At 46.6% G+C, this 18,359-nt stretch carries 21 protein-coding genes; 14 read left to right on the top strand and 7 right to left on the bottom strand.

Annotated elements, in window-relative coordinates:
• Positions 1-43: 43 nt before the first annotated feature.
• Positions 44-724 (bottom strand): hypothetical protein, encoded by a 681-nt coding sequence (locus HP570_RS01710; protein ID WP_173624722.1) that lies wholly within the window; start codon positions 722-724, stop codon positions 44-46.
• Between the two features lie 87 nt (positions 725-811).
• Positions 812-1,387 carry a DUF4269 domain-containing protein gene (locus HP570_RS01705; RefSeq protein ID WP_173624721.1) on the bottom strand — a complete coding sequence of 192 codons (576 nt, stop codon included), beginning with the start codon at positions 1,385-1,387 and terminating at the stop codon, positions 812-814.
• A gap of 108 nt (positions 1,388-1,495) precedes the next feature.
• Here HP570_RS01705 and HP570_RS01700 point away from each other — a divergent pair, with 108 nt between their 5' ends.
• On the top strand, positions 1,496-1,981 hold the full coding sequence (locus HP570_RS01700) for a DUF456 domain-containing protein (RefSeq protein WP_173624720.1): 486 nt from the start codon (positions 1,496-1,498) through the stop codon (positions 1,979-1,981).
• A gap of 50 nt (positions 1,982-2,031) precedes the next feature.
• Here HP570_RS01700 and lexA read toward each other — a convergent pair whose 3' ends face one another.
• Positions 2,032-2,655, bottom strand: a complete 624-nt coding sequence (lexA, locus tag HP570_RS01695) for a transcriptional repressor LexA (protein WP_007718939.1) — start codon at positions 2,653-2,655, stop codon at positions 2,032-2,034.
• Between the two features lie 162 nt (positions 2,656-2,817).
• On the opposite strand from lexA, the gene yneA reads away from it, so the two are divergent.
• The 4 genes from yneA (at position 2,818) to HP570_RS01675 (ending at position 6,177) form a co-directional block, all read left to right on the top strand.
• Positions 2,818-3,153: a cell division suppressor protein YneA gene (yneA, locus tag HP570_RS01690; protein WP_015891596.1), complete on the top strand. Its 336-nt coding sequence runs from the start codon at positions 2,818-2,820 to the stop codon at positions 3,151-3,153.
• Between the two features lie 76 nt (positions 3,154-3,229).
• A complete protein-coding gene (locus HP570_RS01685) occupies positions 3,230-3,427 on the top strand; it encodes a DUF896 domain-containing protein (protein ID WP_007718933.1) in 198 nt (65 codons plus the stop codon).
• Between the two features lie 96 nt (positions 3,428-3,523).
• Complete coding sequence (gene crcB / locus HP570_RS01680; protein ID WP_173624719.1) at positions 3,524-3,889, top strand: fluoride efflux transporter CrcB; 366 nt, start codon at positions 3,524-3,526, stop codon at positions 3,887-3,889.
• A 38-nt stretch (positions 3,890-3,927) separates the two neighbouring features.
• Complete coding sequence (locus HP570_RS01675; protein ID WP_173624718.1) at positions 3,928-6,177, top strand: HelD family protein; 2,250 nt, start codon at positions 3,928-3,930, stop codon at positions 6,175-6,177.
• A gap of 63 nt (positions 6,178-6,240) precedes the next feature.
• On the opposite strand, the gene HP570_RS01670 is transcribed toward HP570_RS01675, so the two are convergent.
• On the bottom strand, positions 6,241-6,543 hold the full coding sequence (locus HP570_RS01670) for a HesB/IscA family protein (RefSeq protein ID WP_015891593.1): 303 nt from the start codon (positions 6,541-6,543) through the stop codon (positions 6,241-6,243).
• 123 nt (positions 6,544-6,666) lie between these two features.
• Between HP570_RS01670 and ltaE the strand changes: the two genes are divergently transcribed.
• From ltaE to HP570_RS01655, 3 genes are all read left to right on the top strand, one after another.
• Positions 6,667-7,692 (top strand): low-specificity L-threonine aldolase, encoded by a 1,026-nt coding sequence (gene ltaE / locus HP570_RS01665; protein ID WP_173624717.1) that lies wholly within the window; start codon positions 6,667-6,669, stop codon positions 7,690-7,692.
• Between the two features lie 230 nt (positions 7,693-7,922).
• The gene (locus HP570_RS01660; protein WP_173624716.1) at positions 7,923-9,563 is read left to right on the top strand and encodes a peptide ABC transporter substrate-binding protein; all 1,641 of its coding nucleotides are present in this window, start codon (positions 7,923-7,925) and stop codon (positions 9,561-9,563) included.
• Positions 9,564-9,700: 137 nt separating this feature from the next.
• Positions 9,701-9,898, top strand: a complete 198-nt coding sequence (locus tag HP570_RS01655; RefSeq protein ID WP_015891590.1) for a hypothetical protein — start codon at positions 9,701-9,703, stop codon at positions 9,896-9,898.
• A gap of 3 nt (positions 9,899-9,901) precedes the next feature.
• Here HP570_RS01655 and HP570_RS01650 read toward each other — a convergent pair whose 3' ends face one another.
• The gene (locus HP570_RS01650) at positions 9,902-10,636 is read right to left on the bottom strand and encodes an alpha/beta hydrolase (RefSeq protein WP_173624715.1); all 735 of its coding nucleotides are present in this window, start codon (positions 10,634-10,636) and stop codon (positions 9,902-9,904) included.
• 326 nt (positions 10,637-10,962) lie between these two features.
• On the opposite strand from HP570_RS01650, the gene pdhA reads away from it, so the two are divergent.
• From pdhA to HP570_RS01625, 5 genes are all read left to right on the top strand, one after another.
• Entirely contained in the window at positions 10,963-12,048 is a 1,086-nt protein-coding gene (gene pdhA, locus HP570_RS01645) for a pyruvate dehydrogenase (acetyl-transferring) E1 component subunit alpha (protein WP_015891588.1), read from the top strand.
• A 3-nt stretch (positions 12,049-12,051) separates the two neighbouring features.
• Positions 12,052-13,032: an alpha-ketoacid dehydrogenase subunit beta gene (locus HP570_RS01640; protein WP_015891587.1), complete on the top strand. Its 981-nt coding sequence runs from the start codon at positions 12,052-12,054 to the stop codon at positions 13,030-13,032.
• Positions 13,033-13,133: 101 nt separating this feature from the next.
• The gene (locus tag HP570_RS01635; RefSeq protein WP_173624714.1) at positions 13,134-14,522 is read left to right on the top strand and encodes a dihydrolipoamide acetyltransferase family protein; all 1,389 of its coding nucleotides are present in this window, start codon (positions 13,134-13,136) and stop codon (positions 14,520-14,522) included.
• Between the two features lie 6 nt (positions 14,523-14,528).
• Positions 14,529-15,938: a dihydrolipoyl dehydrogenase gene (gene lpdA, locus HP570_RS01630; RefSeq protein ID WP_015891585.1), complete on the top strand. Its 1,410-nt coding sequence runs from the start codon at positions 14,529-14,531 to the stop codon at positions 15,936-15,938.
• A gap of 122 nt (positions 15,939-16,060) precedes the next feature.
• The gene (locus HP570_RS01625; protein WP_015891584.1) at positions 16,061-16,222 is read left to right on the top strand and encodes an aspartyl-phosphate phosphatase Spo0E family protein; all 162 of its coding nucleotides are present in this window, start codon (positions 16,061-16,063) and stop codon (positions 16,220-16,222) included.
• Here HP570_RS01625 and HP570_RS01620 read toward each other — a convergent pair.
• Both HP570_RS01620 and HP570_RS01615 read right to left on the bottom strand, forming a co-directional pair.
• Complete coding sequence (locus HP570_RS01620; RefSeq protein WP_173624713.1) at positions 16,217-16,972, bottom strand: hypothetical protein; 756 nt, start codon at positions 16,970-16,972, stop codon at positions 16,217-16,219. The genes HP570_RS01625 and HP570_RS01620 overlap by 6 nt on opposite strands.
• Before the next feature lie 129 nt (positions 16,973-17,101).
• Positions 17,102-17,251, bottom strand: coding sequence for a hypothetical protein (locus HP570_RS01615; RefSeq protein WP_015891582.1), 150 nt, complete (start codon positions 17,249-17,251; stop codon positions 17,102-17,104).
• A gap of 233 nt (positions 17,252-17,484) precedes the next feature.
• On the opposite strand from HP570_RS01615, the gene HP570_RS01610 reads away from it, so the two are divergent.
• Positions 17,485-18,342, top strand: a complete 858-nt coding sequence (locus HP570_RS01610) for a HEPN domain-containing protein (RefSeq protein WP_087349042.1) — start codon at positions 17,485-17,487, stop codon at positions 18,340-18,342.
• Positions 18,343-18,359: the final 17 nt, after the last annotated feature.

Genomic DNA, 18,359 nt, shown 5'->3' with positions numbered 1-18,359 from the left:
TGAGAACGGGAAGCTGGTTACGTCGGCCAGCTGAGTGCCCTGATTACTCTTTAAATGAAACCATAGTAACATTCTGATCTTTTTCGTTCACCGTTAAAACAACCTCACTTGCATAGCGTGAGAGAAATACGAGAAAGGGGGATTCTAGCAGGTCGTCACTGAGCACCCAGTTCGTGGGGGATATGGAGACCTCGTCACACGTTTTGAATGGTCTATTCATAAAGTCCCAGAGCCTTTTGTGATCCGGTTGGGGAAGGTAGGTAGTCTGCTTGATAAAGGAATCCCTGTCTATTTGGAACAGCTTAATGCTTAGTCGATTACTACGCTCACATTCTCCCTGTAGATAAAAATCGCTTACCAGAGGATCAATCTTACTTGTATGTATGACCGATTCGATAAAAGAACTCTTTATATTCGGCTTTAAGTCCTCCAGCCTGATTTCCTCCAACTTTCCATTTGTGCATATTCCCCGTACTGTCGTAAACAGGCTTGTGAAATTGACGGAAGCATACGCTTCTATCTCGGGATCGTTGTGGGCCGGAATCCGATAAGCAGTGTGCTCATGAACAACAAAAGGGGCGATGGCCCATTGCAGAACGATATCATGGATAAAATCGGGAGGTTCCTGAAGCCCACTTGACTCGAATCTCTTAAATGAGAAGTCGACGTTTGTTTCTACCCGATTCTCTCCAGTGAGGAGCGGTAGCTCTATCAGCCAATCCATATAGTATGTCCTCCTTAATGATCGGTTGCAACGCCAGTCACTGTTTACCCCTTATGATCCCAGCAAGTTGATAGATTTGCTAGCAGATTAATCCTTTCGTAGGGGCTGAACTCTTTGGCGTAATTCCTGTTCGGTCAACGACTCCAATTGCAACAAGGCCTCATACGGATCATCACCCGGAATATGAAAGTATCGAGCAAATGCAGGTTCTGTTTTGAGGCCGTCTTGCTTCAGAGCCCTGATATGGATACACGCATCCAAGCCCCCTATATGTAATAATCGTGCTTCGATGTCCATATGACGATAGGCGTTTTGCTTTTCGACTGCAACCGGTTGAGCAAACAATTCAAACCAAAAGCCAGCTGTGAAAAACGAAATAACGCACGTGGGAATCCCTTTTAGATCGAGTTTTGTCACTTCAAATCTGGACAAGCAGCCAAACGCTTTACGGACAACCTGCTCAAACTGATCCAGATCACGACTCTCACAAATAATATCCAGATCGCTTTGCTCAACATCAATGTCCAATGGGATGGTTCCGGCAAGCACTGGACGGTAATCGGCTAGTACTTCCATGATATGCGTCTGTTGAATCGCTTCCCACGCCGCTTTTTGGCGCATTGTTCCTCTGCTCAAGTAAGAGAGATCATGCCAATTTTTCATGAAACTACCCCCATGTCCACTTTCTTTTAAAATAGTGTAGACAAAAGTGAATAAGTGCGCAACGAAATTGGTAATCACTCGTATACCTAAATGAAGGGAGTGTAGTGGATGGAAATACTTTTATGGGTTGTGGTTGTGTTATTGTTCCTGCTAAGCATCGCAGGAATTTTCTTACCCGTTTTACCTGATACGATCTTGTTGTGGGCGGGCTTTTTGCTCTATCACTTTTTCATTGCAGATCCGGGAGCGGGATTGCCGGCATCCTTTTGGTGGGGAATGGCCGTTCTAAGCATTCTGCTTTACGGTGCTGACTTGCTGACGAACATGTACTTTGTGAAAAAGTACGGGGGGTCCAAGTGGTCGTCCGTTGCTGCAGCGGTCGGAATTATCCTCGGAATTTTCGTTTTCCCACCGTTTGGTATGCTGATCTTGCCGTTCGTATTCGTCGTTCTCGTAGAGTTGATGGTGCAGAAGCAATCGATGGAGCGAGCAGTGAAAGCGGGGGTAGGCTCACTGATCGGATTTTTGGGCAGTGCGGTCGTAAAAGTCATCTTGCAAGTTACGATGATCATCTGGTTTTTTATCGCCAGATAACATATAGAAAACAAAAGGGACAGCCGAGGCTGTCCTTTTTTACGTGGAAACTAGTGAATGAGGCGATAGACACCAATGACTTTACCGAGAATGGTGACATGCTCCAGAATGATCGGTTCCATCGTGGCATTTTCCGGTTGGAGACGGAAGTGGTTCTTTTCTTTGAAAAATCTTTTGACGGTCGCTTCATCTTCTTCTGTCATGGCTACGACAATGTCACCATTGTTCGCTACGTGCTGTTGGCGAACAATGACGTAGTCTCCGTCGAGAATCCCGGCATCAATCATGCTATTCCCGGAGACGCGCAGCATGTAGACCTTGTCGGAAGTCACGATATTGTCTGGAAGCGGGAAGTATTCTTCCACATCCTCAATGGCTGTAATGGGTTGTCCAGCGGTTACTTTTCCAATTACTGGCACACGGACGACAGAGTCTTCGAAATTGTCTTGAAAACGATCTTCATCTGAAAGCAATTCGATGGCGCGAGGTTTGGTAGGATCTCGACGAATGAGGCCTTTTTTCTCTAAGCGTGCCAAATGACCATGTACCGTTGAGCTGGAAGCGAGTCCAACAGCCTCTCCAATTTCACGTACAGAAGGCGGATATCCTTTATCACGAACTTCCTTTCGTATGAACTCGATGATGGCTTGTTGTCTACTCGATAATTTTGACATAGAAAGACACCCCTGATTTCTCGAACATATTTTCCTATATTATACCATGGGAGCTTGCGTTCGACAAACATAAGTTCGTTTCGTTGTTGACATGAACATATGTTCTCATTTATTATGAGCTTACAAGAGAACAGAACGTATGTTTGTAAGGAGGCCATTATCATGAATTCATCGACAGTACGTAATCGTTTCGAGAAAAAAGAAGAACGTCGTGTTCGTTTTGGTATCACGAGAGGTCAAGCACTCTTGTTTCTTATTACATTTACTCTCTTTTTTTACTTGTTGACCGAACTAGTGTTTGCTGCTTCACCAATGGACGAGCCACAAGGCATAGAAGTAACCGTACAATCCGGAGATAGTCTATGGTCGTTAGCCGTTCGCTACTCAGATCAGCATACGGATGTTCGTGACTATATCATAGAAATCAAGGAAGCGAACGGTTTGGATAGCAACTGGATTTACCCGGGGCAAACTCTGATCATGCCTGATATGCCGTAAGTGTTCGGCTGTCTTGCGAGATCATTCGAATGTGGTATAATGAAGCGGCACTACTACAGAGTGGGAGGAACCAGCAGTGGTATCTGACGCAGAAATTAAACGCATTAACGAATTGGTCAAAAAGTCTCGCGAAGAAGGTTTAACTGAAGAGGAAAAGCTCGAGCAAAAAGCATTGCGCCAAAAGTACATTGACGCCGTTAAGCTTTCACTGAGAGCAAATTTGGATTCCATCCGTTATGTGGAAGACCTTGAAGAAAATAAGCCAAAACAGTAAGATAACAATTACTGATACGACAGACATCCTCGCTTGACGCTAGGGTGTCTTTTTCTGTGACAGACATAACGCTTTGATAGCCAGGGAGGGAAAGCGATGGCGTGGATAGCTGTGGCGGTTGGCGGAGCAGTTGGCTCTCTTGTGCGCTACCTATTGTCTTTACTCGCAAATCAGCCGGAATGGCCGTGGGGAACCTGGATCGCCAATGTCTGTGGCTCCTTGATCATTGGCATCTTGTTCGTGCTGGGGAAAGAACGTGGCATTTTATCTCCCACACTCTATCTCTTATTTGCAACGGGTGTCATGGGAGGATTTACGACTTTCTCTAGCTTCTCCTTGGAAGTGGTCACTTTTTGGGGAGAAGGACATCTGTTGCGGGGCACATTATATGCTCTTCTCAGTTTGGGACTCGGTCTACTTTCATGTGCGGTTGGAATATGGCTGGCCAGGCATTGGTCCTGATACGTTCAAAGACACGATACATGTGAGGGGGAATGAAGGTGAGTACACAGCATCGTGATTATGAGTTGGAACAAAAAAAGCTGGATGAAACCATTTCAGCTATTGATGAAGAAATGGAGCAGCTTCGCAATGAAATTCGCGAGGCAACCGATGACTATGTGAAACAGGTCGTTAACTCTAAAAAGGCAAAGGATTTGCGCTATCTGGAAGATCAGGGGCGAGAGAAGCCTTATTTCGGCAGAGTGGACTTCTTGAAGGATGAAATCTACGAGCTGGATCAGGTCTACATAGGAAAACGGGGAATTGTACGCAGCGATACATTTGATTCTGTCGTCGTGGATTGGCGAGCGCCTATCGCCAGTCTTTATTATTCTGGTGAGAGCAAAGACGCGTTTTATCGGATGGGACGCGAGATCGTGCGTGGTGAAGTTCGATTAAAGCGTAATTTTGCGATTGAAGACGGAAAGATCGTTGGCATCTATGATGGAGCGGTAAAAGAAACAATTAACCGCGAAATGGGGCATCCTGACGAGTTTTTGCAGGAGGGCTTCATCGATGAATTTTTGGCAGCCAATTTAAATCAGGCGAACGATAGCAGACTAAAAGACATCGTCGCTACCATTCAATCCGAGCAAAATGATATTATTCGGGCGGAAAAAGAACGGCCCATTGTCGTGCAAGGTGTAGCGGGGAGCGGAAAAACGACGATTGCGCTGCACCGACTCTCCTATTTGATTTATAACTTCCAGGATTCCATGATGTCCAAAAAATTCATGGTGTTTGCGCCAAACCGGATGTTTCTTACCTATATATCCGAGGTTTTGCCGGAGTTGGGAGTTGATGACGTTCAACAGTCTACCTTTGTAGATTGGGCAGCGCGTCTTGTGAAGCCTCTGCTTCCAAAAGGATGGAGAATCGTGAGTCCCGATAAGCCTCTTCAATTGTTCTTCGAAGAAGGGCAGGATGAGCGCCAGCAAGAAATGACGCGAAACAGGCTTCGCTTCAAAGGATCGCTCGCTTGTCGGGAGGCGCTGGAGCAATACATTCGGCATATCGTCGAAACGAGAATCCCTTTTAAGAAACTCAGCTTTTTATACAACAAAACAAAGCAAGTCTTTTCCATTCCGGGTGATTTTATACGCCAATGCTTCTTGGAGCAATTCGCCAATATGCCGTATCATCGTCGAGTAGAAGCGCTTCGCAAGCATTTAAAACAAGAAATGAACAAGCAATTATTTGCCCATTTACGAGAACGAAAAGTCGATTTGGACAAAGAAGGCTTGTACAAATTCGAGAAAATGCTGGAGCAAATCCTGGATACGTACCTGACTTCGTTTCCAAGACTGGAAATCTTCGCAGCTTATCGCGAGCTGATTGCTGACGAGGAATTGCTGCGCAAACTCGCACCTGCTGACATTTCAGACGAAGTTGTGCGTGATGTGACTCAGTCAAGTGCTGCGCTGTTTGCAGAGGAGCGATTGGAGCCCGAAGATATCGCGCCATTGCTATACTTGCAGCATATTGTGGAAGGAATGAATAAGGCGGAGCATTTTGATCATACGGTCGTGGATGAAGCACAAGACTTGAGTGCGTTAGAAATAGCTGTCATTGCATTGGCAACCAAGCGAAACTCGCTCACGATCGTGGGAGATATTGCGCAAGGCATTCATAGCTACCGAGGAATTCATGCTTGGGAAGAGTTGACCAAGGGGATATTTGCGCAGCTGTTTCCTTCCTATTATACGTTGTCGCAAAGCTATCGTTCGACAATTGAGATTATGCGCTGTGCTAACGAAGTGTTGCGGCAAATTGAATTGCCCGAGACGGTATTGGCAAAACCGGTTTTGCGTCATGGTGAAAAACCAATCATGGTCAAGGCTCGTTCACGAGCGCAACTGTGGGAGGACATCTCTTCGCGTGTGGCAGACTACCAGTCGGAAGGCTTCAAAACGATTGCGATCGTAGCGAAAACGATCCTAGCGAGTAAAAAAGCACATAAAGGCCTGCAAGACAAGATAGCTGATCTGACTCTGTTAGGCAGCAAGGATAACCAATTTCCAGGTGGCGTAACCGTCATGCCTGCTTTTTTAACAAAAGGCTTGCAGTTTGATGTGGTCATTTTGCTGGATGTGGACGCCTATCAAAATAATGAATGGGACGCGAAACTATTGTATGTCGCGATGACACGTCCAGTCCATCGGCTTGTTATGACGCAGGTTGATGACGTTTCTTCACCGTTGCTAATAGATTTACCAACAGCGCTCTACACCATGGCTACTGACGAATAAGAATCGACTCATCAAAGAAAACCCTCTGCTTGTAAAAAAACAGAGGGTTTATCTGTATCATGCTTAGTGGTCGCCTGTGTTACCTTTAGAAGGGTTCGTAATCACAAAACCTTCTTGTGGCAAGAAGAGGTAATCAATGACGACGCCATCCAGCAAAGGCTCATCCTTTTTCACGATCACATCGATCTCTTTGTCGGTAGAGATCACAACATCTTCTTCTGTTGGCTTGTCCAGAGCGAGTCCGTAATGTGCATGATCACCGTGAGCGTGCGTAATATAAACGCGCAGTTTCAATTCTTTGTCTTCTTCTTGCTCGATGATTGGAGCCAATTGCTTGGCAGCGTTACGAGTGATTTTTAGTTTCACAGGTCAAATCCCCTAACTGTATGTAAGTTACCCCTCCATCTTAGCAAGAGGGAAATCAGGATGCAATGTTGAAAGTGTTACGATATGTCTAGATAATGACAACAGGGTGGGGGAGAATCATTTATGAAAATCGATTTGCGAAGTGATACCGTTACGAAGCCAACCGAGGAGATGCTTCGAGCAATGGCAGAAGCGGAGGTTGGGGATGATGTTTACCGGGAAGACCCAACTGTCAATCGTTTGGAAGCGATCGCGGCTGAAATACTCGGAAAGGAAGCTGCCCTGTTCGTAACAAGTGGCACGCAAGGTAATCAGGTCGCTGTTTTGACGCATTGTGTCAACGGAGACGAAGTCATTGCGGAAGCGGATTCGCACATTTTTTACTATGAAGGCGGCGCAATGTCGGCATTGGCTGGCGTGCAAACACGGACGCTGGTTGGTGAACGCGGTGCTCTGCGTGCAGAAGAGGTAGAGAGGGCGATTCGGGGCAACAATATCCATTTTCCTCGGACAAAATTGATCTGTCTCGAAAATACACATAATCGCGCGGGCGGGGCGGTAATCTCTGTTGAGCAAATGAAGAACGTCTATGATATCGCGCAAAAACACGGTGTTCCCGTTCATTTGGACGGTGCGCGTCTCTTCAATGCGGCTGTGGCACAAGGTGTTGCAGTCAGTGAGCTAAGCGCTTATGCCGATACCGTTCAGATTTGCTTGTCCAAAGGGCTGAGTGCTCCAGTTGGTTCCATTTTGGCTGGTGAACGTGCGTTTATCGAAGAAGCGAGATGGTGGAGAAAAAAATTAGGCGGGGGGTTGCGTCAGGCAGGGTATTTGGCAGCGCCGGGCATCATTGCTCTGACACAAATGACCGAACGATTGGCAGAAGATCATGAACGGGCACAGCAATTGGCGAAAGGCTTGCGCCAGCTATCGCTTCAGGTGGAGCAAGTCGAGTCGAATATCGTGCTGGTGAATACGGGCTCGATTGGACAAACAGCTGTCGCCTTCTTGGAACGTTTGGAAGAAAAAGGAGTGCTCGCGGTCGATTTTGACGAGTATGTCATTCGCTTTACGACGCATCGACACATTAGCGATCAACATATCAAGACCGTTGTGGAAGCAGTAGAGGAATTATTGGTAACAGTGTAATTGAATCAAACGCTTGTAGCCAGTCGAAGGGAAGACTGGCTTTTTTCTTTGCTTCAACCATCAATTCTAAATAGTTAGACAATTTGTACAAAATAAGAGTCTATACACGATCTGTTTTTCGCCATACCGTCTGATTTGTTTCTCCTACACTTGCGTTATCATAGTAGTGTGATAAAGCAATAGTATTTACTGGTGTATGGAATCGAATGGAATCAAGGGGGATGGTCTCGATGAGAAAGAGAAAGAGCTTCATTTTGAGTTGTTTCTTGCTACTTCAAGTTATTACGGGATGTAGTACAAGTGAAACGGGGGTAACGAACAAACCGAATGATCAGGCATCTCAAACAGTGCAGCCAACAGGAAAAGAGATGGTATTGAATTGGAACGCAGACGGTGGAGAGCCTCCGACAGCGGATCCCGGACTTGCTTCCGATGGTACCTCCTTTGATGTCATTACTGCCTGTTTTGAAGGACTGACTCGCTATGGACCGGATGGAAAAATAGCTAACGCAATCGCCGACAGTTATACGGTATCCGAGGATTTGACGACGTACACATTCAAATTGAAAACGAATGCGTTATGGAGCAACGGAGATTCGGTAACCGCCCATGACTTTGAGTTCGCCTGGAAAAGAAATCTCGACCCGAAGACAGCGTCCGAATATGCCTATATGCTTTATTTCATTAAAGGGGCAGAGGGATTTAACACAGGGAAAGGATCGCATGAAGGCGTAGGGGTTAAAGCACTTGATGATTTTACATTAGAGGTCAAGCTCAATTCGCCAGCTCCGTTTTTTTATGAATTGACGGCTTTCCCGACATTGTTTCCTTTACATAAAAAGACCTTGGAGGCACATCCGGATTGGGCAGCGTCTCCAGACAACTACGTAGGCAACGGCCCATTCAAAATGGAGCTGTGGGAGCATAAAAACAAATTGGTTCTTGTGAAAAACGAGAATTATCATGACAAAGAAGCTGTGAAGCTCGACAAGATCGTCTGGAGCATGATTACTGATACCAACACAGCTCAAGCGTTGTTTGATTCTGGTGATTTGGATTGGGGAGGGCATCCAAGCTACGTGTTGCCCGTCGACGTGATTCCCGCCTTGCAGGAGGAAGGAAAAATCGTAATGGCGCCGTATCCGAACACAGTTGCCGTTACCTTTAATACAACCGTGTCCCCATTTACGAATAAAAAGATTCGACAAGCCTTCTCGTATTCGATCCAACGGCAGCCTTTGGTAGACGGAATTGTGCAGACAGGGGTGCCTGCGGCTTTTGCATGGGTTCCGCCCTCCATGCAACTTAGCGGAAATGACTATTTTCAAGAGGATGTAGAGAAGGCGAAAAAGTTATTGGCTGAAGGGTTAAAGGAGCTGGGGCTTTCGACGATGCCTGCCATGACCTTCACGTATGGTTCAGGTGACGATCGTCAGAAAAAGCTGGCTGAAGTGCTTCAAGATCAATGGAAAAGAAGCTTGGGTGTTGATGTAAAAATCAGTGGCTTGGAGGAAAAAGTATTTTTACAAAACAAGCGCTCCAAAAACTATCAGTTTGCCTACCGAAATTGGGGTGCTGATTTTAACGACCCCATCAATTTCCTGGAAATTTTCAAGGACAAAACAGTGGGGACGAACGACGCTGCTTGGGAAAACGACAGATACCGGGAGCTAATCGTCCAGAGTTACTTGGAAAAAGATCCGACGAAGCGTAATGCGATCATGCGTGAGGCAGAGAGCATCTTAATGGAGGAAATGCCGATTGCCCCTGTGTATTATGGCGTAAGACCGTATATAAAAAATGACAAAGTCAAAGGATTTTTGAACAATCCGTTTGGTGGTAGAGATTTTAAATATACAACCATCGAATAATAAAAAAAGAGTCTTGCCGTATCCGGAAACATGGAGAGCGGCAAGGCTTTTTTTGGTTCCACTCGGCAAACTCACTTGTGTGTAATTCAGAGCCGCCAATGAAATACTATAGCTATCCAACATAGGGGAAAAGAGGGATGGATATGATCTCGGCTAAAGAGCGAGAACGCATTCTCAATCAAATGAAACGGGACGAGAGCAAGATTGTCAACATCGTCCTAAACGACGCCAATCAGGTTGCGGGCGAAATTGAAAAAGCCAACCACCAAGGCATTTTCCTGGTGGATGGCCGGTACTACGGATACGAGGACATCAAAGAAATCAATGGCTCGTAATGGTTACAGACGGGGAGGTGGGAAGAAGTAGCGCAAGGCATCTGGCAGCTCTTTTTGCCACAAACCCCAGACGTGATTCCCTGGTTTTTCTCGATAGGACAAGGTTGCTTGCTTGTCCTCAAGAATCTGTTTTGCCTCGCGATTCCAGTGCACGAAATCGAAGGTACCCGCGCTTGTTTCTACAGCAGTCTCATCGAGGCCGACGACCATCCAGATTCGCAGCCAGGAAAGACTGGCCTGATTCAAAAGTGGATCGAGTGTTGTTTGGAAAAACGCCCCGGACAACGCGAGTACTTGTGGAAAGAGATCGGGATGTTCCAATGCGAGATGCAAAGAAACAGTTCCACCCAAAGAATCTCCTGCCAGTATGCGTGAACCAGGATCACGGCGCACAGGATAACGCTCCTCTATGTAAGGAATCAGTTCTTCGGTGAAAAAGCGCTGATAGGCTGCATTTCTCGACCCCGATGGAGAATACTCGCTTGTGCGCTTGTTGCGATCGACGGAGACACCGACAACGATGTAGGGTTCGATACCTTCTTCCAGAATCAGTTGATTGGAGATGGTCGCGATTCGTCCCATCGTAAAAAAGTCATTCCCATCCTGGCAGTACACAACAGGGTAAGAAAGAAGCTCATTGTACCCCGGCGGTAGGTATACTTTGACCGAGCGGGGAGTGTCCACGTGGATGCTAGGCACTTCTTCTTTCATTATGGTTCGCTTTACATAATCAGACATCGATTCACACTCCCTGATTGCTCAAATAAAAAACTAAGCCTTGAAAAAAACTGATACAGCTTATATAGTAAATGATAACAGAGAGGAAATAAACCCTGTAATATCAATACTGTAACACATTAAACAGGTATTTTGACTGCAATATAACAGGGTGTTGCAAACGGCGCTGTAAGCCCTTTCTTGCACCATGCAACTTTCTTCTGGATTTTATCAGGGTCACTTCCACCCGCGAATGGCATTCGTCGCTTATCGAGCAGATGCTCAGATAGATGACAAAGGGCAACGCGGAAAAGGAAGCCCCTTATTCTAGTGACGAGGTGAATGTGATGAGCGTATCCACTGCTGTTGAACAAACAGAGAACAACGCCCCGCTGCAAATTCTTGCCCCGGATGGTACGGTTGTTCGTCCTGACTTGATGCCGAAGCTCTCCGATGATGAATTGCGTGAACTGATGCGTAAAATGGTATTTACCCGTGTATGGGACCAACGCGCAATCAGCTTGAACCGCCAAGGTCGTCTTGGTTTCTATGCACCAGTAGCTGGTCAAGAAGCAAGCATGATCGGTTCCGAGGCTGCTCTTTCCAAAGAAGACTTTGTCCTGCCTAGCTACCGTGATATTCCACAAATGGTATGGCATGGTTACCCTATGCACAAGGCATTCCTGTACTCCCGCGGACACATCGAGGGTGGCAAAATTCCTGAAGGTGTAAACGTATTGATGCCACAAATCATCATCGCGGCTCAATGTACGCAAGCAACAGGTGTTGCAATGGGTTACAAGCTGCGCGGTGAAAAGAAAGTAGCGATCAACTACTTTGGTGACGGTGCAACTTCCCAAGGTGACTTCTACGAGGGTATGAACTTTGCAGGTGTATACAAACTGCCTGTTATCTTCTTCTCCCAAAACAACGGTTATGCGATCTCCCTGCCGTTCGAAAAACAAACGGCTTCTGAAAATATCGCAGTCAAAGCAGTAGCGGCTGGTATTGCTAGCGAACGCGTTGACGGTATGGACATTCTCGCGGTTTACTACGCGGTTCAACAAGCAAAAGAGCGCGGCGTAAATGGCGAAGGTGCGACTCTGATCGAAGCAATGACGTACCGCTATGGTCCTCATACCATGGCTGGTGACGACCCAACTCGTTACCGTACAGGTGAAGAGCAAAGCGAGTGGGAACTGCGCGATCCACTGATCCGTTTCCGCAAGTTCCTCGAGGCAAAAGGCCTCTGGAGCGAAAAAGACGAAGAAGCTGTCATCGAAGAAGCGAAAGCAGCTGTTGCGGACGCAATCAAAAAAGCGGACGAAACACCTAAGATGAAAGTTAGCGAACTGATCGATGTAATGTTTGAGACACTGCCGCCTGCACTCGAAGAGCAAAAGGCAGAATTCCTGGCGAAGGAGTCGAAATAAGCCATGGCACAAATGACAATGGTTCAAGCCATTACGGATGCAATGCGCGTAGAGTTGAAGCGCGATGAAACCGTTCTTGTCTTCGGTGAAGACGTAGGTAACAACGGCGGGGTGTTCCGTGCAACAGAAGGTCTGCAAGCTGAGTTCGGTGAGCAGCGCGTATTCGATACGCCACTCGCTGAGTCCGGAATCGGCGGTTTGGCTGTCGGTCTTTCCATCAACGGCTTCCGTCCAGTAGCAGAAATTCAATTCTTCGGTTTCGTATTTGAAACGTTTGATGCTGTAGCATCCCAATCTTCCCGTATGCGCTACCGTTCTGGTGGTCGCTTCTCGAGCCCAATTACATTCCGCTCCCCATTTGGTGGCGGTGTAAAAACGCCTGAACTGCATGCGGACTCTTTGGAAGGCTTGATGCTGCAAACTCCGGGACTGAAAGTGGTTATCCCTTCCAACCCATATGATGCAAAAGGACTGTTGATCTCCGCGATTCGCGACAACGATCCAGTTGTATTCCTTGAGCACATGAAGCTGTACCGTTCCTTCCGTCAAGAAGTTCCAGAAGGCGAGTACACGATTCCACTTGGCAAGGCAAACGTAGTAAAAGAAGGTAGCGATGTTACCATCATCACCTATGGTGCGATGGTGCATACCAGCCTGAAAGCAGCAGAAGAAATCGAGAAAGCGCGTGGAGCAAAAGTAGAAGTAATCGACCTGCGCACCATCAGCCCACTCGATATCGATACCATCGTAGCTTCTGTGAAGAAAACAAACCGTGCGATCGTTGTTCAAGAAGCACAAAAAACGTCTGGTGTTGCGGCTGAAATCATCACGCAAATCAACGAGCGTGCGATCCTGCACCTCGAAGCACCAGTACTGCGTATTACAGCACCAGATACCGTTTACCCGTTTGCTCAAGCAGAAGATGTATGGCTGCCTGACGTAAAACGCGTAGTAGATGGTCTGACACAAGTCCTCGATTTTTAATTGAGAAACAGACATAATGGCGGAAAAGTTGAAAGCTTTCCGCCTTCTTTTGGGAAATATAGGCTTACTACTATGGCGAAGTGTTATAAGGAGGAGATACTGTGAGTCGTTTTACATTCAGACTCCCGGAGCTCGGCGAGGGTATCCATGAAGGCGAAATCGTCAAATGGCACGTACAGCCAGGAGATTCCGTAGAAGAAGACCAAGTAATCATGGAAGTACAAAATGACAAGGCGGTTGTAGAAGTACCGTCGCCTGTTAAAGGGAAAGTTATCGAGCTGAAAGTAACCGAGGGTACGGTTTCCGTAGTCGGCGATCCACTGATCGAGTTTGACGTAGAAGGCGAAATTCCGAACCTGCCAGACCATGGTCATGGCGATTCCCACGCTGCTGAAGCGGCACCAGCGCCTCAAGCTGCAGACAAAATGGAGCCAGGCTGCGACATCGGTTCCCAAGTGAGCGCAAATGCGAACCAAACTTTGGAAACGCCAATGGCACAAGCAACTGCAACAGCAGTAGCGGCACCAATTGACCGTAAGCATGTGCTGGCTACACCTTCCGTTCGTAAATACGCTCGCGAAAAAGGCGTTCAATTGGCTAACGTACCTGGTACAGGCAAATTGGGTCGCATCACACGCGAAGACGTAGATCGCTTCGTATCTGGTGGAGCAGCAGCACCAACTGCACAAGCAGCGGCAGCTCCAGTAGCTACTGAAGCTCCTGCAGCAGCTACAGGTGTAGCACAAGCAGCAGCGGCTCCAACTGTTCACCACGCACCTACAGCAGGCGAGCTGGAAGAGCGCGTTCCGATGAAAGGTATGCGTAAAGCAATCGCGAAAGCAATGGTGAAATCTGCTTACACAGCACCACACGTTACCATCTTCGACGAAGTGGATGTTACAGCGCTTGTCGCTATGCGTAAAGATGCGAAGCCACTTGCTGAAGAGCGCGGTGTGAAGCTGACTTACCTGCCTATGATCGTGAAAGCAGTTGTAGCTGGTCTGAAGAAATTCCCAGAACTCAACGCTTCTATCGACGATGAGAAACAAGAAATCATCTTTAAAAAGTACTACAACATTGGTATCGCTACCTCGACAGAAGAAGGCTTGCTCGTTCCAGTTGTAAAATCTGCTGACAGCAAATCCATCTTCCAAATCGCAGGCGAAATCGGCGATCTGGCGAAGAAAGCACGCGACCGCAAAGCGACTGCTGACGAGCTGAAAGGTTCTACTTTCAGCATCACAAACATCGGTTCTGCGGGTGGTATGTTCTTCACGCCTATCATTAACTATCCAGAAGTAGCTATTCTGGGTGTTGGCCGCATTAGCGAAAAACCGATTGTGAAAAATGGAGAAATCGCGGTAGGTCAAATGTTGCACCTGTCCTTGAGCTTTGACCACCGCTTGGTTGATGGCGAACCTGCACAGCGTTTCGTCAACTACGTGAAGCAGCTCCTTGAAAACCCAACGCTGCTCGTCATGGAGGGATAAGAGACAATGGTAGTAGGTGAATTTACTACAGAGGTTGACGTACTCGTAATCGGTGCCGGTCCAGGTGGATATGTTGCAGCGATTCGTGCAGCTCAACTTGGTAAAACAGTAGCTGTCGTGGAAAAAGCTGAGCTGGGCGGTGTGTGCCTGAACGTAGGTTGCATCCCTTCCAAAGCGATGATCCACGCTGCACACACATATGAGCACACACAACATACAGAATCCATGGGTATCACCATGGAAAATGTAAAAGTGGATTTTGCCAAAGTACAAGAGTGGAAAAGCGGCATCGTGAAGCAACTGACTGGCGGCGTAGGCTCCCTCTTCAAAGGCCACAAAATCCAGGTAATCCCTGGTGAAGCGCTGTTCGTAAGTGAAAATGAAGTGCGTGTATTCCACGGTTATGATGTCAACCGTTATCGCTTCCAGCATTGCATCATTGCAACTGGTTCGCGTCCAATCGAGTTGCCTGCATTCCCGTTTGGCAAACGCGTAATGTCTTCTACTGAAGCGTTGTCCATGACTGAACTGCCGAAGAGCCTTGTGGTAATCGGCGGCGGATACATCGGTATCGAGCTTGGTACTGTGTTCGCGAAGTTTGGTACAAAAGTTACGATTTTGGAAGGTTCCGATCAAATCTTGCCAGGATTTGAGCCAGACATGCCACGTTTGGTGGAACGCAAGCTGAAAAAGCTCGACGTTACCATCCATACAAAAGCATTGGCACAAGGAATGGAAGAGACAGAAAACGGCGTGATCGTAACTGCAGAAGTAAAAGGCGAGCAACAAAAAATCGAGGCTGAATACGTACTCGTTACTGTTGGACGCCGTCCGAATACAGATGAACTCGGTATTCGCGATATCGGCATGAACATGACTGACCGTGGGTTGATCGTTGTCGACAAGCAAGGCCGCACGAGCATTCCTAACGTGTACGCGATCGGGGATATCGTAGCAGGTCCTGCATTGGCTCATAAAGCTTCCTACGAAGGTAAGGTTGCTGCTGAGGCGATTGCTGGCCATCCTGCAGAAGTTGACTACAAGGCGATTCCAGCGGTTGTATTCTGCGATCCAGAAATCGCAAGCGTTGGAATCAATGAGAAAGAAGCAAAAGAAAAAGGCATCGACTATATTGTAGGTCGTTTCCCATTCGCAGCAAACGGTCGCGCTCTGTCTGTAAATGCAGGCGAAGGTTATGTGAAGCTGATTGCAGAAAAAGAAACGAATCTCGTATTGGGTGCGCAAATCGTTGGTCCAGAAGCATCCAACATCATCGCAGAGATCGGATTGGCGATTGAAATGGGCGCAACACTCGAAGACATCGAGCTGACCATCCACGCACATCCAACACTGGGTGAAGTAACAATGGAAGCTGCTGAATTGGCTCTGGGTCGTCCGATCCACGTCATGAAATAAGAAGTGGAAAAAGCCTTGTGCCGGAAATGGGTGCAAGGCTTTTTCTTCCACATCTTCCCCTTTCCACCTGATCTTAAATAATGTAAAATAGTGGGAGACAACGTTAGGTGGAGGTCTGCAGCATGGAAATTACGAGTCGGATGATTGATGACTTGCGACTAAAACTAGAGCGCGCAGCAAAAGATGCAGGTTACAATTTTCTTGACCCTGAAATCGTGAGAATCAGCCAACAATTAGATAAATTAATTGTCGCACATATGCAACATGAAAAACGCCCTTCATGAGGGCGTTTTTGGTTGAGTGGGTACTTCCGAGATGGAATAAAGCAAATGGGCATTCCAGCCTTTTTTCGTAAGCGTGGGCTCTTGTGCATAATAATAGCTAGGATATAAAATCAAATGCTGCGCATCATAGCTAGGACCATTACTCGGACAGGTAAGCCGATGGGTTTCTGTATCATAAGTAATTGTGGGAGAAATGGATTGCAGATAGGTAGTAAGGGATTTGATTCCTTGTAAAGAGTAATAAATCCGTTCAGCTTCACGAACAAATTTTGGAGCAATCGCCTCCCAATTCGCCTCAAAAAATAGCTGCCAATAAGATGAAACGAACAGGCTGAAACGGCCTTTCACATAATCGGCATCTTCTTCTAAATCGAAGGCAACTAGAGGAGCATCATGATGCAATATCCACTCCTCCAAGATCGGTTTTATACTACGCACAAAATGATCGGTGGGAAGTGTTACGAAGTACTCATATTGATCATCGACAGCCATTACACCTTTTGTATGTAAGGGGTCAAATGAGTCAGGGATCCCATATCGAAAGAGGGGGACAAAATAGCCCCATTCTTTTAAAAGACGGGCAGACTCAAACTGCTCAACTTTTTCTTCCGTCCAATGCGCAAATCGCTCGGGAGGTGTCTCTTGGGCAAGTGTATACAAACTAGCAGCCATCTCGTACAGCGGAGAAACACTATAGCTGATCAAATTGGAAAGAGGGCTATGGTTGCCCGGAAGTGGAATGGTGATCATCTTCACTTAACCTCCATCAAGGATACTAAATTTATCATAGTGCATCCTTGTGGGACAATTCAATCATTTTTGATGTAAAAAAAAGGAAGGGTAGAGGCACCTGACTGCAATGGAGCCAGGTGCCATTCATTATCCTTCGCGTGTTTGAATGGAGCGAGAATGATTTTGCTGCTTCACTTTTTTTGAGCCGGGCTGGGGTTCGCCAGTCTGTTCTAGCGGACGGGCTACATTATTGTAAGTTTGATGCGGATTTTCATCTAGAATATGGTCCTTTTCCATAAAATCAACTCCTTCTTTACCTAGTTTGGCGTAAACACATGATGACGAATCATAGGAAATGCTGGTATTCTATAATGAGGTTGTTGCAAACTCGTATGTAAGGAAGCATGTCCACATTTAGAAGGAATTGATATGTTGTCAAAATTACAGAATGGCACGATACTGTTTATAGAACATAATATTTATTATGTAAACAATAAACGTGCTCTGCTGGTCTGGAAGGAGCGAGAACTATGCCAGTCTTAATCGCCCCCGTATTCAATTCAACAACAGCACAGCCCGTTCGGATCGATTTGCCTAATTCGTACACACTCATATCCGGCGCAAAAAGGCCATATGAGATCGCGTCTCGTTTTTTACGCAATGAGATGGACGAGAACAAACGAACCTTTGATTTGCGTGTAGATCCCAGCAGTTTATTTTTAGTTGGGGATCACGAAGAGATGAAAGTAACGGATGATCGGGTGTGGATTGAAGAAATCGAAAATAAGCTGAATCTAGCGTGCACAACGGGGACTTGTTCGATTCCTTACATCATCACCGTCAATGGCAATATGTATGGTATTACGTATTTGAAGCGATCGCTTGATGGTGACAAGTACTCATTTGATGATGAAACGGCGGGTATTTTTACTTCATTAGTGGAACAGAAGCTGCCATCCCTTGCTTTTCGTCGCTATGCGCTCTCGCTGGAGAAGAAAAACTACGAGGATCAGTTGTTGGATCTGTGGATTGCATTAGAATCTTTGTTCGTTCCCGATGGCAAAAAAGGCGAGATTACCTATAAATTGCGTGTCCGAATGGCGTACTATTTTGGAGAAACTGCCTTGCAGCGTGAACAGATTGCACAGTTTGTAAAAAAATCGTACAATCATCGCTCAGAGATTGTGCATAGCGGAAAGCTGTTTGGAGACAAGCTGGCAAAAGAAGTCACGATTCTGAGGGCGATGACAAGAGCCGCGATTTTGAATATCGCCGGGGAAAGCATCAACCTTCAGGATATGCGTGTCAGGCTGGACGAATTGGCATTTACGGGCGAATCTTATGTGGCAAGGTACGCTCCTGCTTTTTTTGAAAGAATTTTGTTGTAAGCCTCATAGAGGAAACA

Origin of the sequence: Brevibacillus sp. RS1.1 (assembly GCF_013284365.1) — a bacterium.
Classification (GTDB): domain Bacteria; phylum Bacillota; class Bacilli; order Brevibacillales; family Brevibacillaceae; genus Brevibacillus; species Brevibacillus brevis_D.
The sequence above is the reverse complement of the archived record's forward strand: the minus strand, read 5'-3'. Positions and strand labels throughout refer to the sequence as shown.